The sequence below is a fragment of the Streptococcus sp. GMD3S genome (assembly GCF_000298695.2).
In the GTDB taxonomy this organism is placed as follows: domain Bacteria; phylum Bacillota; class Bacilli; order Lactobacillales; family Streptococcaceae; genus Streptococcus.
Window position 1 is genome coordinate 1 of sequence record NZ_AJRC02000014.1, and the last position, 14,919, is coordinate 14,919.

A 14,919-nucleotide genomic window follows, 5' to 3' on the forward strand; every position below is an offset into this window, starting at 1 on the left:
GTGCCTGCCCATGACCAACGTGACTGGGAATTTGCCAAACAATTTGACCTTCCAATCGTAGAAGTGTTTGAAGGTGGAAACGTTGAAGAAGCTGCTTACACAGAAGATGGTCTTCATGTCAATTCAGACTTCCTAGATGGCCTTAACAAAGAAGACGCTATTGCTAAAATTGTGGCTTGGTTGGAAGAAAAAGGTTGTGGTCAAGAGAAGGTTACCTACCGTCTCCGCGACTGGCTCTTTAGCCGTCAACGTTATTGGGGTGAACCAATCCCAATCATTCATTGGGAAGATGGGACTTCAACAGCAGTTCCTGAAAATGAATTGCCACTTGTCTTGCCAGTAACCAAGGACATCCGCCCTTCAGGTACAGGGGAAAGTCCACTAGCTAACTTGACCGACTGGCTTGAAGTGACTCGTGAAGATGGCGTCAAAGGTCGTCGCGAAACCAATACGATGCCACAGTGGGCTGGTTCAAGCTGGTACTACCTCCGTTATATTGATCCACATAACACTGAGAAATTGGCTGATGAGGACCTTCTCAAACAATGGTTGCCAGTAGATATCTACGTGGGTGGTGCAGAGCATGCTGTTCTTCACTTGCTCTACGCTCGTTTCTGGCATAAATTCCTCTATGACTTAGGTGTTGTTCCGACTAAGGAACCATTCCAAAAACTCTTTAACCAAGGAATGATTTTGGGAACAAGCTACCGTGACCACCGTGGGGCTCTTGTGGCAACTGATAAGGTTGAAAAACGTGACGGTTCCTTCTTCCATGTGGAAACAGGAGAAGAGTTAGAGCAAGCGCCAGCCAAGATGTCTAAATCCCTCAAGAACGTTGTTAACCCAGACGATGTGGTGGAACAATATGGTGCAGATACCCTTCGCGTCTATGAAATGTTCATGGGACCACTTGATGCTTCAATTGCTTGGTCTGAAGAAGGTTTGGAAGGAAGCCGTAAATTCCTCGACCGTGTTTACCGTTTGATTACAAGTAAAGAAATCGCTGCGGAAAACAATGGTGCTCTTGACAAGATCTACAATGAAACAGTCAAAGCCGTCACTGAGCAAATCGAGTCCATGAAGTTCAATACAGCCATTGCCCAACTCATGGTCTTTGTCAACGCGGCTAACAAGGAAGACAAGCTCTATGTGGACTATGCCAAAGGATTTATCCAATTGATCGCCCCATTTGCGCCTCACTTGGCAGAAGAGCTCTGGCAAACAGTCGCAGCAACTAGCGAATCAATCTCTTATGTAGCTTGGCCAACTTGGGACGAAAGCAAATTGGTTGAAGACGAAATCGAAATCGTCGTCCAAATCAAAGGAAAAGTTCGTGCCAAACTCATGGTCGCTAAAGACCTGTCACGCGAAGAATTGCAAGAAATCGCTCTGGCTGATGAAAAAGTTAAAGCAGAAATTGACGGTAAGGAAATTGTCAAGGTGATTGCGGTACCTAACAAACTCGTTAATATCGTCGTGGAATAATATAGGAATCCTTCAGAGTAGAATCTGGAGGATTTTTTGAATCTTCTTATGAAAGTATGATATACTATGGGCAACTATAAAGTTTGAAAAGTAAAACAAGGAGAAAACGATGCCAGTCAATGAATATGGTCAGATAATTGGTGAGTCAATGGAAGGTTATACACCAGGTGAATTGCCTTCCATTGATTTCTTAGAAGGGCGCTATGCTCGGATAGAGGCTCTTTCGGTGGAAAAGCATGCTGAGGATTTGCTAGCTGTTTATGGTCCAAATACACCTCGGGAGATGTGGACCTACCTCTTTCAGGAACCAGTAGCAGATATGGAGGAACTGGTTACCGTCTTAAATCAGATGTTGGCCCGTAAGGACCGTTTTTACTACGTGATTATAGATAAGGCAACTGGTAAGGCTTTGGGAACTTTTTCTCTCATGCGCATTGACCAGAATAACCGAGTAATAGAAGTGGGTGCCGTCACTTTTTCTCCAGAACTCAGGGGAACACGTATAGGGACAGAGGCTCAATATCTCCTAGCTCGCTATGTTTTTGAGGAGCTTAACTATCGTCGCTATGAGTGGAAATGCGATGCTCTAAATCTGCCATCAAGACGAGCTGCGGAGCGTTTGGGCTTTGTTTATGAAGGAACCTTCCGCAAGGCAGTTGTTTATAAGGGGCGCACGAGGGATACGGATTGGTTGTCTATGATTGATAAGGACTGACCTCAAGTCAAAGCTCGTTTAGAAACATGGTTGGCTCCTGAAAATTTTGATAAAAATGGACGGCAGTACAAGAGCTTGAGAGAACTTTAAGAGGTGTTGACATGATCACTATTAAAAAGCAAGAAATTGTCAAGTTAGAGGATGTTTTGCATCTCTATCAGGCTGTCGGTTGGACAAATTATACACATCAACCTCAGATGTTGGAGAAGGCCTTATCTAACTCATTAGCAATTTATCTGGCACTTGATGGCGATGCCGTGGTGGGCTTGGTCCGTTTGGTCGGAGATGGTTTTTCATCAATTTTTGTCCAGGATTTGATCGTTTTGCCTAGCTATCAGCGCCAAGGGATTGGTAGCGACTTGATGAAAGAGGCTTTAGGTGATTACAAAGATGCCTATCAAGTCCAACTAGTGACCGAACAGACAGAAAAAACTTTGGGATTCTATCGTTCTCTGGGATTTGAAGCCTTATCTACTTATGATTGTACAGGAATGATTTGGGTGGATCGAAAAAGATAAAAAAATATTTTTTCTTAAGTAAAGTTTAAGTCTCCTCGTGTATTATATAGTTATTAAATAAAGACCTCCTAATACTCTTCGAAAATCTCATCAACCTTCGTTAGAGTCGACTTAGCTAACTATAGTTATGCTTGCGCCTATCTGCCTAGTCTGATTTCGATTTTCATTGAGTACCCTTTATTTAATGAAATCCCAAACTTTTCTTTTTCATCATAATCTCCTAAAGAAGTCACCCAATCAGGTGGCTTTTTTATGACTTGGGGAGGAAAAATCCATTTGAAAAAAATTTTTTAAAAAATGATAAATCAAAGAAAAAGTTAAGTTAGTTTTAAGATTCATCTTGTATTATATAACCATTAAATAAAGACCTCCTAACTTTATTTAATGAAATCCTAAACTTTTCTTTTTCATAATAATCTCCCTAAAGAGGCCACCCAATCAGGTGGCTTTTTTGTTTGTGGCTTGGATTTTTGATATAATAGAGCCATGAGTAGAATTTTAGATAATGAAATCATGGGGGATGAGGAGTTGGTAGAACGTACACTCCGTCCTCAGTTTTTACGTGAATATATTGGGCAGGACAAGGTCAAGGACCAGCTGCAAATCTTTATCGAGGCTGCCAAAATGCGGGATGAGGCACTGGACCATGTTCTTTTATTTGGTCCTCCAGGTCTCGGGAAAACAACCATGGCCTTTGTTATTGCCAATGAACTGGGAGTCAACCTCAAGCAAACGTCTGGTCCTGTCATTGAAAAAGCAGGTGACTTGGTAGCGATTTTGAATGATTTGGAGCCGGGAGATGTCCTCTTTATCGACGAGATTCATCGCTTGCCCATGTCGGTAGAAGAGGTGCTTTATAGTGCCATGGAGGACTTCTACATTGATATCATGATTGGAGCTGGTGAAGGCAGTCGCAGTGTTCATCTGGACTTGCCACCTTTTACCTTGATTGGTGCGACGACCCGTGCGGGTATGCTTTCTAATCCTTTGAGAGCACGTTTCGGGATTACAGGCCATATGGAATACTATGTCCCCGCTGACTTGACAGAGATTGTTGAGCGGACGGCAGATATCTTTGAGATGGAAATCACCCACGAGGCAGCTGCTGAGCTGGCCTTGCGTAGTCGGGGAACTCCTCGTATCGCCAATCGTCTCCTTAAGCGCGTGCGCGATTTTGCCCAGATTATGGGGGATGGATTAATCGATGATGTTATTACCGATAAAGCTTTGACCATGCTGGATGTAGACCATGAGGGGTTAGACTATGTGGACCAGAAAATTCTTCGTACCATGATTGAGATGTATGGTGGTGGTCCGGTCGGTCTAGGAACTCTTTCTGTTAATATTGCCGAGGAGCGTGAGACGGTCGAAGATATGTACGAACCTTACCTCATCCAGAAAGGTTTTATCATGCGAACTCGTTCTGGACGGGTAGCGACTGCTAAGGCTTATGAACATTTAGGGTATGAATACAATGAAAAATGAACAAGAAATTCTAGATGCTTTCAGAGAAAATCCTGATATGATGACCATTCTGACCATCATTCGTGACCTTGGTCTGAAAGACTCGTGGTTGGCGGCAGGTTCTGTCAGGAATTTCATCTGGAATCTCTTGTCAGACAAATCGCCTTTTGACCGTGAAACAGATGTGGATGTGATTTTCTTTGATCCAGATGTTTCTTATGAGGAAACAGTATCCCTAGAGAAAAAGCTAAGAGAAGATTATCCTCAGTATCAGTGGGAGTTGAAAAATCAGGTCTATATGCATCTACACAGTCCTCATACTGTGCCTTACACGAGTTCTCGTGATGCCATGAGTAAATATCCCGAGCGCTGTACGGCGATAGGGCTTCGCTTGCATGCTGACGCAACTTTAGAGCTCTTTGCGCCTTATGGTTTAGAGGATATTTTTAACTTTCACGTATCCCCAACTCCTCATTTCCTAGATAATGAAGACCGAATGAAGCTCTATCAAGAACGCTTGTCCAAGAAAAATTGGCAAGAAAAATGGGAAAATCTGACTTTTTCAAAAAACTTAAGAAAAATTTAAGTTAGGAACGGTATACTAAGTCCATAAGTTAAGAGGAACTTAACTTAAACTCCTAAAACTTTTTCATAATAATCTCCCTATAAAATTAAGTCGCCCAATCAGGTGGCTTATTTTTTGTCTGTACGGAGAGCTAATAACTTAGCAATAGAAGAAAATGGGGAAATATGGTATAATGAAACGATAGATTTTTGAATAGGAATAAGAACATGTTTGGATTTTTTAAGAAAGATAAAGCTGTAGAAGTTGAGGTTCCAACACAGGTTCCTGCTCATATTGGTATCATCATGGATGGGAATGGCCGTTGGGCTAAAAAACGGATGCAACCACGGGTTTTTGGTCATAAGGCGGGGATGGAAGCCCTCCAAAAGGTGACCAAGGCAGCTAACAAGATGGGAGTTAAGGTCATCACGGTTTATGCCTTTTCAACGGAGAATTGGACACGCCCAGATCAAGAAGTCAAGTTTATCATGAACTTGCCCGTTGAGTTTTATGACAACTACGTCCCTGAATTGCACGCAAATAACGTTAAGATTCAGATGATTGGGGAGACAGACCGTCTGCCTAAGCCGACTTTTGAATCTTTGAAAAAAGCAGAGGAGTTGACCAAGAACAATACAGGCTTGATTCTCAATTTTGCGCTTAACTATGGTGGTCGTGCTGAAATTACGCAGGCTCTTAAGGGCTTGGCTCAAGATGTTCTAGATGCTAAAATCAACCCTGGTGACATCACAGAAGATATGATTGGGGACTATCTTTTCACGCAACACCTGCCAAAGGATTTGCGAGATCCGGACTTGATTATTCGTACGAGTGGTGAGTTGCGTTTAAGTAATTTCTTGCCATGGCAAGCAGCCTATAGTGAGCTTTACTTTACGGATACCTTGTGGCCTGATTTTGATGAAGCAGCCTTGCAGGAAGCTATTGCTGCTTTTAACCATCGCAATCGCCGTTTTGGAGGAGTTTAGGAGAAGATATGACCAAGGATTTACAAAAGAGAACATTGTTTGCGGTATTGGCCCTGGCCATTTTCCTTCCAGTCTTGTTTGCGGGTGGGCTCTTGTTGCAGATAGGGATTGGCTTGTTAGCGATGCTAGGCGTCCATGAACTCTTGCACATGAAGGGGCTAAAGACTATGACCATTGAGGGTGCTTTGACTCTTTTTGCGACCTTCGCTCTCACAGTTCCTTTAGAAAATTACCTAACATTTTTGCCTGTTGATGGGAATGTGGTTGCCTACAGTGTTTTGATTACCATAATGCTAGGGACGACCGTTTTCAGTAAAAACTATACGATTGAAGATGCCGCTTTTCCAATTGCTGTGAGCTTTTATGTTGGTTTTGGTTTTAATGCCTTACTAGATGCTCGGGTGGCAGGTTTTGACAAGGTACTTTTGGCCCTTTTTATCGTTTGGGCGACAGATAGCGCAGCCTACCTGACAGGGATGAATTTTGGTAAACATAAGTTGGCACCAAGAGTTTCTCCTAATAAGAGTATTGAGGGCTTTGTCGGTGGTATTCTAGGTGCGGTACTGATAACAGTGATTTTCATGTTAGTGGACAGCACAGTTGCTCTTCCTTATGGGATTTATAGAATGAGTCTCTTTGCTGCCTTCTTCAGTGTGGCAGGTCAGTTTGGTGACTTGATTGAAAGTGCCATGAAACGCCATTTCGGTGTCAAGGATTCTGGCAAATTTATCCCTGGACATGGTGGTGTGTTGGATCGCTTTGACAGCATGCTGATTGTGTTTCCAATGATGCACTTATTTGGCCTGTTTTAAAGAAAGGAATATTGAATGATTGGATTGCTAACCTTTATCCTCGTTTTTGGGATTATTGTGGTGGTGCATGAGTTTGGACATTTTTATTTTGCCAAGAAATCAGGCATTCTAGTTCGTGAATTTGCCATTGGTATGGGGCCCAAGATTTTTTCCCATATCGGTAAGGATGGCACTGCTTATACCATTCGAATCCTTCCTCTAGGAGGCTATGTTCGTATGGCAGGCTGGGGTGATGATGCGACAGAAATCAAGACAGGAACTCCAGTCAGTTTAACACTTGCTGATGATGGTAAGGTCAAACGGATTAACCTCTCAGGGAAGAAGTTGGATCAAACGGCTCTTCCTATGCAGGTAACTCAGTTTGACTTTGAAGACAAGCTCTTTATCAAGGGTTTGGTCCTGGAAGAAGAAAAGACTTTTACAGTGGATCATGATGCAACGGTTGTTGAAGAAGATGGAACCGAAGTGCGCATCGCTCCTCTGGATGTACAGTATCAAAATGCTTCTATCTGGGGCAAGCTCATCACCAACTTTGCAGGTCCTATGAATAACTTTATCTTAGGTGTTGTTGTTTTTTGGATCTTGATCTTTTTGCAGGGCGGTGTTAGAGATACTCAGACCAATCTCTTTCATGTCATGCCAGAAGGAGCTTTGGCTAAGGTGGGCGTAGCTGAGACAGCTCAAATCACCAAGGTCGGCTCGCATGAGGTTAAGAATTGGCAAGACTTGACCCAGGCTGTGGAAGCAGATACCAAGGACAAGACTGCCCCGACCTTAGATGTGACCATTTCTGAAAATGGTAGCGAAAAACAAGTCACTGTGACTCCAGAAGAAAATCAAGGACGCTATATTCTCGGAGTTCAACCGGGGGTCAAGTCAGACTTTCTATCCATGTTTGTTGGTGGATTTACAAACGCTGCTGACTCTGGGCTCCGCATCCTTTCGGCTCTGAAAAACTTGATTTTCCATCCAGATTTGAACAAACTCGGCGGTCCCGTTGCCATTTTTAAGGCAAGTAGCGATGCTGCTAAAAATGGAATTGAGAATGTCCTCTACTTCCTAGCCATGATTTCCATCAATATTGGAATTTTTAACTTGATTCCGATCCCGGCTTTGGATGGTGGAAAGATTGTGCTCAATATCCTAGAGGCTATCCGCCGTAAACCCCTTAAACAAGAAATTGAAACCTATGTCACCATGGCTGGTGTAGTTATCATGGTTGTCTTGATGCTAGCTGTAACCTGGAATGACATTATGCGACTCTTCTTTTAGATAATCGAGGAATATTATGAAACAAAGTAAAATGCTAATCCCTACACTTCGCGAAATGCCAAGCGATGCTCAAGTTATCAGCCACGCCCTTATGTTGCGTGCTGGTTATGTTCGTCAAGTTTCTGCCGGTGTTTATTCTTACCTACCACTCGCTAACCGTGTGATTGAAAAGGCTAAGAATATCATGCGCCAAGAGTTTGATAAGATTGGTGCGGTGGAGATGTTGGCTCCTGCCCTTCTCAGTGCTGATCTTTGGCGTGAATCAGGTCGTTATGAAACCTATGGTGAAGACCTTTATAAACTGAAAAATCGTGAAAAGTCAGACTTTATCCTAGGTCCGACACACGAAGAAACTTTTACGGCTATTGTTCGTGACTCTGTCAAATCTTACAAGCAATTACCACTTAACCTTTACCAAATTCAACCTAAGTACCGTGATGAAAAACGTCCACGTAACGGACTTCTCCGTACGCGTGAATTTATCATGAAAGACGGCTATAGTTTCCATGCTAATTACGATAGTTTGGATGTGACTTATGACGAGTACAAGGCGGCCTATGAACGAATTTTCACTCGTAGTGGCTTGGACTTCAAGGCCATCATTGGTGATGGTGGTGCCATGGGTGGTAAGGATAGCCAAGAATTTATGGCCATCACTCCTGCTCGTACAGACCTTGACCGCTGGGTTGTTTTGGACAAGTCAGTTGCCTCATTTGATGAAATTCCTGCAGAAGTGCAAGAAGAAATCAAGGCAGAATTGCTCAAATGGATGGTTTCTGGTGAAGACACTATTGCCTACTCAAGTGAGTCTAGCTATGCGGCTAACTTAGAAATGGCAACAAACGAGTACAAACCAAGCAACCGTGTTGTCGCTGAAGAAGAAGTGACTCGCGTCGAAACTCCAGGTGTAAAATCCATCGATGAAGTCGCAGCCTTCCTAAATGTCCCAGAAGAACAAACAATCAAAACCCTCTTCTACATGGCAGATGGTGAGCTTGTTGCAGCCCTTCTAGTTGGAAATGACCAACTCAATGAAGTTAAGTTGAAAAACCACTTGGGTGCAGATTTCTTTGATGTTGCGAGCGAGGAAGAAGTAGCAAATGTTATATCGGCTGGCTTTGGTTCGCTTGGCCCAGTTGGTTTGCCAGAAAATGTGAAAATCATTGCAGACCGTAAGGTACAAGATGTTCGCAATGCTGTTGTGGGGGCCAACGAAGATGGCTACCACTTGACGGGTGTGAACCCAGGTCGTGATTTCACTGCAGAATACGTGGATATCCGCGAAGTTCGTGAGGGTGAAATTTCACCAGACGGACAAGGCGTTCTTAACTTCGCGCGTGGTATTGAGATCGGTCATATTTTCAAACTCGGAACTCGCTACTCAGCAAGCATGGGTGCAGATGTTTTGGATGAAAATGGTCGTGCTGTGCCAATCATCATGGGATGTTACGGTATCGGTGTTAGCCGTCTTCTTTCAGCAGTTATGGAACAACACGCTCGCCTCTTTGTCAATAAAACGCCTAAAGGTGAATTCCGTTACGCTTGGGGAGTTAACTTCCCTAAAGAATTGGCACCATTTGATGTGCATTTGATTACTGTCAATGTTAAAGATGAAGAAGCGCAAGCCTTGACAGAAAAATTGGAAGCCAACTTGATAGACGCTGGTTACGAAGTCTTGACAGATGACCGTAACGAACGTGTCGGAGTGAAGTTTAGCGATAGCGACTTGATTGGTCTGCCAATCCGTATCACTGTTGGGAAGAAAGCAGCCGATGGCATCGTAGAAGTCAAGATCAAGGCGACTGGTGACACAATTGAAGTTCACGCAGATAACTTGCTCGAAACCCTTGAAATCCTAAGCAAGAAATAAAACTATAATCAGAAGAAAAACAAGGCAAAAATGTAACTAGTTTTTACCTTGTTTTTTCTGTATAATGGGAAAAATGAGTAAATGAAGAGGTAAAGCTATGCTAAAATTTCCAAAGGATTTTGTCTGGGGTTCCTCCACTTCTGGACCACAGACAGAAGGACGAGTGCCAGGTGATGGTAAAGGAGATAATCTCTGGGATTATTGGTATCAAGTAGAGCCAAACCGCTACTACAATGGGATTGGATCTGATAAAACATCGACCTTCTATGAAAACTGGGAAAAGGATATTGAGCTTTTGGTAGAGACTGGGCATACAGCCTTTCGTACTTCTATCCAGTGGTCTCGTATTTTCCCGCAAGGTCGTGGAAAAGTCAATCCTCAAGGTGTGGCTTTCTACCGTCAGGTATTTGAAGCGATTAAGGCCAAGGGCATTCGTCTCTTAGTCAATCTCTATCACTTTGACCTGCCTTTTGCCCTGCAGGAAGATGGGGATGGTTGGGAAAACAAGGCAACCATTAAGGCTTACGAAGACTATGCTCGTTTTTGTTTTGAGACTTACGGTGACTTGGTGGACCAATGGATTACCTTTAACGAGCCCATCGTCCCTGTGGAGTTTGGCTATTTTTATGATGCTCACTATCCTCACAAGGTGGATGCCAAAGCGGCGGTTAAGGTTGCTTATCATACGCAACTGGCTAGTAGTCTTGCGGTTAAGGCTTGTCATGAGATTTTGCCTGATTCTAAGATTGGGATTGTCCTCAACTTGACACCAGCCTACCCACGTAGTCAGCATACCGCAGATGTCAAGGCTGCGCGCATTGCGGATCTCTTCCAAGCCCAATCTTTCCTAGACCCGTCTGTCTTGGGAGCTTATCCAGAAGAATTAGTAGAAATCTTGTCTGAGCATGATTTGCTGCCAGAGTACACTGTTGAAGAGTTAGAACTCATTCGGGAGCATACAGTGGACTTTCTTGGAGTCAATTACTACCAACCTTTGCGCGTTATGGCGCCACGTTTTGCCAAGCATCCAGACAGTCCACTCTTGCCAGAACATTTCTATGAGCCTTATATCATGCCGGGCCGTAAAATCAATCCTCATCGCGGTTGGGAAATCTATGAGCAGGGGATTTATGATATCGCTCAAAATATCAAGGAAAATTATGGCAATATTGAGTGGATGTTGACAGAGAATGGCATGGGTGTTGAAGGTGAAGATAAATTCCGTGTGAATGGCATGATTCAGGATGACTATCGTATCGACTTTGTCAAAGGACATCTGCGTGAACTTCACCGTGCCATTGAAGACGGAGCCAATTGTAAGGGTTACTTAATCTGGACCTTTATCGACTGCTGGTCATGGCTCAACAGCTATAAAAATCGCTATGGTCTGGTTGAGCTTGACTTGGAAACACAGGAACGTCGCCTGAAGAAATCAGGCCACTGGTTCAAAGAACTCAGCGACCATAATGGATTTTAAGAATAAAAAGAGTGAGATGGCGTTCATCTCACTTTTTATTACAATATCATCACCAAGGTCCCGATCGTAATCAGGATACAGCCAATAATTGTTTTAAACGTCAGGATATCTTGTAGGAAGAAAAAGGCTAGAACGAGGGTAAGGACGAGACTGAATTTATCGACAGCAGATACCTCAGTTGCACTGCCCATCTGCAAGGCCTTGTAGTAGCAGAGCCAAGAGGCGCCAGTGGCCAAACCAGATAAGATGAGAAAGAGCCAACTTTTTCTACTGATATTGACAATTTCGGTCTGACTATTGGTCAAGAAAACCATGGCCCAGGCCATAAGAATGACGACGACCGTACGAATAGCGGTTGCTAGATTGGATGGAACTCCCTCAATTCCAATCTTAGCTAAAATTGACGTTAAGGCTGCAAAGATAGCTGATAAAAGTGCGAAGAAAAACCACATGGCAAATACCTCCTCTTTTTATTATAAGTAATTGATGCTGACTTGTCAGGTATCAAGTGAAATCTTGATAAAACACCAGATAGAAAAACTATACCAATTTTTATCCTTGACAAGTGAGAAAAACAAGTATATACTGTTTTTGCTGATTCCGTAAAGTGAGAATTAGACTATACCAATTTAAGGAGAAAGCACAGCTGGTCTGTGTCGTATATACTATGTGTGGAATTGTTGGTGTTGTTGGAAACACAAATGCAACTGATATTTTGATTCAAGGGCTTGAAAAGCTCGAATACCGTGGCTATGATTCTGCGGGGATTTTTGTCCTAGGTGGTGCTGAAAATCACCTGGTTAAGGCTGTCGGTCGTATCGCAGAATTGTCTGCCAAGACAGCAGGTGTTGAGGGGACAACTGGTATCGGACATACTCGTTGGGCAACTCACGGGAAACCAACGGAAGACAATGCTCACCCACACCGCTCTGAGACAGAACGTTTTGTCTTGGTCCACAATGGGGTCATTGAAAACTACCTTGAAATCAAGGAAGAATACCTTGCAGGTCACCACTTCAAGGGACAAACAGATACAGAAATCGCTGTTCACTTGATTGGGAAATTTGTTGAAGAAGATGGCTTGTCAGTTCTTGAAGCCTTCAAAAAAGCCCTTCACATCATCCGTGGTTCTTATGCCTTTGCCTTGGTTGACTCTGAAAATCCAGATGTCATCTATGTCGCTAAGAACAAATCGCCACTTTTGATTGGTCTTGGAGAAGGCTATAACATGGTCTGCTCAGATGCTATGGCCATGATTCGTGAGACCAACCAATACATGGAAATCCATGACCAAGAGTTGGTAATCGTCAAGGCTGATAGCGTCGAAGTTCAAGACTATGATGGTAACAGTCGTGAGCGTGCTAGCTATACTGCTGAGCTCGACTTGTCAGATATCGGTAAAGGAACTTACCCTTACTACATGCTCAAGGAAATTGATGAGCAACCAACGGTTATGCGTAAACTTATCCAAGCCTACACAGATGAGGCAGGTCAAGTAGTGGTTGACCCTGCTATCATCAAGGCTGTTCAAGATGCAGACCGCATTTACATCCTTGCAGCTGGAACATCGTACCACGCAGGATTTGCTTCTAAGAAGATGTTGGAAGAACTGACAGATACACCAGTTGAACTTGGAATTTCATCTGAGTGGGGCTATGGTATGCCACTTCTCAGCAAAAAACCACTCTTCATCTTTATCAGCCAGTCTGGTGAAACAGCTGACAGCCGTCAGGTTTTGGTTAAGGCTAATGAAATGGGCATTCCAAGCTTGACAGTGACAAACGTTCCAGGTTCAACCCTATCACGTGAAGCCAACCATACTATGCTTCTTCACGCGGGTCCTGAAATTGCCGTGGCATCAACCAAGGCTTATACTGCGCAAATCGCAGCTCTAGCTTTTCTTGCAAAAGCAGTCGGAGAAGCAAACGGCAATGCCAAAGCCCAAGCCTTTGATCTGGTTCATGAGTTGTCAATCGTAGCTCAGTCTATCGAATCAACTCTTTCTGAAAAAGAAACCATTGATGCAAAGGTTCGTGACCTTCTTGAAACAACTCGCAATGCCTTTTACATTGGACGTGGTCAAGACTACTATGTAGCCATGGAAGCCAGTCTTAAGCTAAAAGAGATTTCTTACATCCAATGTGAAGGCTTTGCGGCAGGAGAACTCAAGCACGGAACCATTGCCTTGATTGAAGAAGGAACGCCTGTCTTGGCCCTCTTGTCAGATCCAGTCCTTGCCAACCATACTCGTGGAAATATCCAAGAGGTCGCAGCCCGTGGTGCCAAGGTTCTCACTATCGCAGAAGAAAATGTTGCTAAAGACACAGACGATATCGTCCTTACGACCGTACACCCTTACCTCTCACCAATCTCAATGGTCGTACCAACGCAATTGGTCGCTTACTTTGCAACACTCCACCGTGGCCTTGATGTGGACAAACCACGTAACCTTGCTAAGTCAGTAACAGTAGAATAAGCTAAGAAAGTCTAGTTCATCTAGACTTTTTCTAATGAGCAAATTTATTGAAAATAAAACTAATTAGTGATAAAATACCCTAAAACTAAAAGAGATAGCGAGGAAACGGGATGGTAGAATTAGGAATTTCAACATTTGGTGAAACAACAGCTCTGGAAGCGACTGGGCAACTTTACAGTCATGATGAACGCATTCGTCAGCTGGTGGCAGAGATAGAGCTGGCTGATAAGGTTGGTTTGGATGTGTACGGGATTGGGGAGCATCATCGGGAGGACCTTGCGGTATCGGCGCCAGAGATTGTTCTTGCAGCTGGTGCAGTCAATACCAAGAAAATTCGTTTGACGAGTGCAGTCAGCATACTCTCGAGTATGGATCCGATTCGCTTGTTCCAACAATATGCTACTATCGATGCTTTGTCAAATGGACGTGCGGAGATTATGGCTGGGCGTGGTTCATTTACCGAGTCTTTCCCACTGTTTGGCTATGACTTGAAAGACTATGAAGCTCTCTTTGATGAGAAATTAGACATGCTCCAGTTAGTCAATGAAAAGACCAAGATAGACTGGCAGGGGCAATTGACCCAAAGCATTGCTGGAAAAGAAGTTTATCCTCGTCCAGTTCAGGACAAATTGCCATTGTGGGTGGCGACAGGTGGTCATGTAGAGTCAACAGTGAAGATTGCTCAGGCGGGGTTGCCAATTGTCTATGCTATTATTGGTGGCAATCCGCGTTATTTTAAAAAGCTGATTCAAGCTTATCGTGAGATTGGTAGGGAAGCCGGTCATGCGGATAAAGACCTGAAAGTGGGCGCTCATTCTTGGGGCTGGATTGCTGAAGATGGCGAGCAGGCGATAAAAGATTATTTCCATCCGACCAAGCAAGTAGTGGATGCGATTTCCAAGGACCGTCCACACTGGCAGGAGTTGACCTATGAGCAATATTTGGAGCAAGTTGGTCCAAATGGAGCCATGTTTGTGGGAAATCCAGACCAGGTGGCAGAAAAATTGATTTGCATGATTGAGGATTTAGACTTGGATCGCTTTATGTTGCACCTACCACTTGGTTCTATGCCACATGATCAAGTTCTCAAAGCTATTGAACTTTTTGGAACGCAAGTCGCACCAAAAGTGCGTGCTTACTTTGCCATGAAAGAAGGGTTATAAAAAAATCCAATCAGTTGAGTCGATTGGTGAGGAACACCCATGGATTCAGCAACAGGTGGAAGTGGTACAAGCGATAGAGCATACTATCTAGTGGAATATATACTAGTTTATACCAA

At 43.6% G+C, this 14,919-nt stretch carries 12 protein-coding genes and 1 pseudogene; 12 read left to right on the plus strand and 1 reads right to left on the minus strand.

Going from position 1 to position 14,919, the window contains the following annotated elements; all coding sequences use genetic code 11:
- The 10 genes and pseudogenes from leuS to GMD3S_RS0207280 all read left to right on the plus strand — a co-directional run.
- On the plus strand, window positions 1-1,485 hold a 1,485-nt coding region (leuS, locus tag GMD3S_RS0207235), incomplete at its 5' end, for a leucine--tRNA ligase (protein WP_025172967.1).
- A 109-nt stretch (window positions 1,486-1,594) separates the two neighbouring features.
- Window positions 1,595-2,290: pseudogene (locus GMD3S_RS0207240) on the plus strand (GNAT family N-acetyltransferase).
- Window positions 2,291-2,301: 11 nt separating this feature from the next.
- Window positions 2,302-2,718 carry a GNAT family N-acetyltransferase gene (locus tag GMD3S_RS0207245; protein WP_000628402.1) on the plus strand — a complete coding sequence of 139 codons (417 nt, stop codon included), beginning with the start codon at window positions 2,302-2,304 and terminating at the stop codon, window positions 2,716-2,718.
- A gap of 486 nt (window positions 2,719-3,204) precedes the next feature.
- Complete coding sequence (gene ruvB / locus GMD3S_RS0207250) at window positions 3,205-4,203, plus strand: Holliday junction branch migration DNA helicase RuvB (protein WP_008278816.1); 999 nt, start codon at window positions 3,205-3,207, stop codon at window positions 4,201-4,203.
- Entirely contained in the window at window positions 4,184-4,768 is a 585-nt protein-coding gene (locus GMD3S_RS0207255) for a nucleotidyltransferase family protein (RefSeq protein ID WP_025172968.1), read from the plus strand. The genes ruvB and GMD3S_RS0207255 overlap by 20 nt, the downstream gene beginning before the upstream one ends.
- Window positions 4,769-4,974: 206 nt before the next feature.
- On the plus strand, window positions 4,975-5,733 hold the full coding sequence (locus tag GMD3S_RS0207260) for an isoprenyl transferase (RefSeq protein ID WP_000466709.1): 759 nt from the start codon (window positions 4,975-4,977) through the stop codon (window positions 5,731-5,733).
- Window positions 5,734-5,741: 8 nt separating this feature from the next.
- Entirely contained in the window at window positions 5,742-6,545 is an 804-nt protein-coding gene (locus GMD3S_RS0207265; RefSeq protein WP_000159119.1) for a phosphatidate cytidylyltransferase, read from the plus strand.
- A 15-nt stretch (window positions 6,546-6,560) separates the two neighbouring features.
- Window positions 6,561-7,817, plus strand: coding sequence for an RIP metalloprotease RseP (rseP, locus tag GMD3S_RS0207270; protein WP_000579742.1), 1,257 nt, complete (start codon window positions 6,561-6,563; stop codon window positions 7,815-7,817).
- Between the two features lie 16 nt (window positions 7,818-7,833).
- Window positions 7,834-9,687, plus strand: a complete 1,854-nt coding sequence (locus GMD3S_RS0207275; RefSeq protein WP_000814021.1) for a proline--tRNA ligase — start codon at window positions 7,834-7,836, stop codon at window positions 9,685-9,687.
- 97 nt (window positions 9,688-9,784) lie between these two features.
- Window positions 9,785-11,164 (plus strand): glycoside hydrolase family 1 protein, encoded by a 1,380-nt coding sequence (locus GMD3S_RS0207280; protein WP_000911360.1) that lies wholly within the window; start codon window positions 9,785-9,787, stop codon window positions 11,162-11,164.
- Window positions 11,165-11,202: 38 nt separating this feature from the next.
- Here the strand turns inward: GMD3S_RS0207280 and GMD3S_RS0207285 are convergent, their stop codons facing one another.
- Entirely contained in the window at window positions 11,203-11,616 is a 414-nt protein-coding gene (locus GMD3S_RS0207285; RefSeq protein ID WP_000264209.1) for an EamA family transporter, read from the minus strand.
- 215 nt (window positions 11,617-11,831) lie between these two features.
- Here GMD3S_RS0207285 and glmS point away from each other — a divergent pair, with 215 nt between their 5' ends.
- Window positions 11,832-13,640 (plus strand): glutamine--fructose-6-phosphate transaminase (isomerizing), encoded by a 1,809-nt coding sequence (gene glmS / locus GMD3S_RS0207290; RefSeq protein WP_000334288.1) that lies wholly within the window; start codon window positions 11,832-11,834, stop codon window positions 13,638-13,640.
- Window positions 13,641-13,750: 110 nt separating this feature from the next.
- On the plus strand, window positions 13,751-14,803 hold the full coding sequence (locus tag GMD3S_RS0207295) for an LLM class flavin-dependent oxidoreductase (RefSeq protein ID WP_000229789.1): 1,053 nt from the start codon (window positions 13,751-13,753) through the stop codon (window positions 14,801-14,803).
- The last annotated feature ends 116 nt before the right edge of the window (window positions 14,804-14,919 follow it).

What these genes read in the sequence shown, in the direction of transcription:
- GMD3S_RS0207245 (WP_000628402.1), top strand. Translation starts at nt 2,302, where the DNA reads ATGATCACTATTAAAAAGCAAGAAATTGTCAAGTTAGAGGATGTTTTG.
- ruvB (WP_008278816.1), top strand. Translation starts at nt 3,205, where the DNA reads ATGAGTAGAATTTTAGATAATGAAATCATGGGGGATGAGGAGTTGGTA.
- GMD3S_RS0207255 (WP_025172968.1), top strand. Translation starts at nt 4,184, where the DNA reads ATGAATACAATGAAAAATGAACAAGAAATTCTAGATGCTTTCAGAGAA.
- GMD3S_RS0207260 (WP_000466709.1), top strand. Translation starts at nt 4,975, where the DNA reads ATGTTTGGATTTTTTAAGAAAGATAAAGCTGTAGAAGTTGAGGTTCCA.
- GMD3S_RS0207265 (WP_000159119.1), top strand. Translation starts at nt 5,742, where the DNA reads ATGACCAAGGATTTACAAAAGAGAACATTGTTTGCGGTATTGGCCCTG.
- rseP (WP_000579742.1), top strand. Translation starts at nt 6,561, where the DNA reads ATGATTGGATTGCTAACCTTTATCCTCGTTTTTGGGATTATTGTGGTG.
- GMD3S_RS0207275 (WP_000814021.1), top strand. Translation starts at nt 7,834, where the DNA reads ATGAAACAAAGTAAAATGCTAATCCCTACACTTCGCGAAATGCCAAGC.
- GMD3S_RS0207280 (WP_000911360.1), top strand. Translation starts at nt 9,785, where the DNA reads ATGCTAAAATTTCCAAAGGATTTTGTCTGGGGTTCCTCCACTTCTGGA.
- GMD3S_RS0207285 (WP_000264209.1), bottom strand. Translation starts at nt 11,616, where the DNA reads ATGTGGTTTTTCTTCGCACTTTTATCAGCTATCTTTGCAGCCTTAACG.
- glmS (WP_000334288.1), top strand. Translation starts at nt 11,832, where the DNA reads ATGTGTGGAATTGTTGGTGTTGTTGGAAACACAAATGCAACTGATATT.
- GMD3S_RS0207295 (WP_000229789.1), top strand. Translation starts at nt 13,751, where the DNA reads ATGGTAGAATTAGGAATTTCAACATTTGGTGAAACAACAGCTCTGGAA.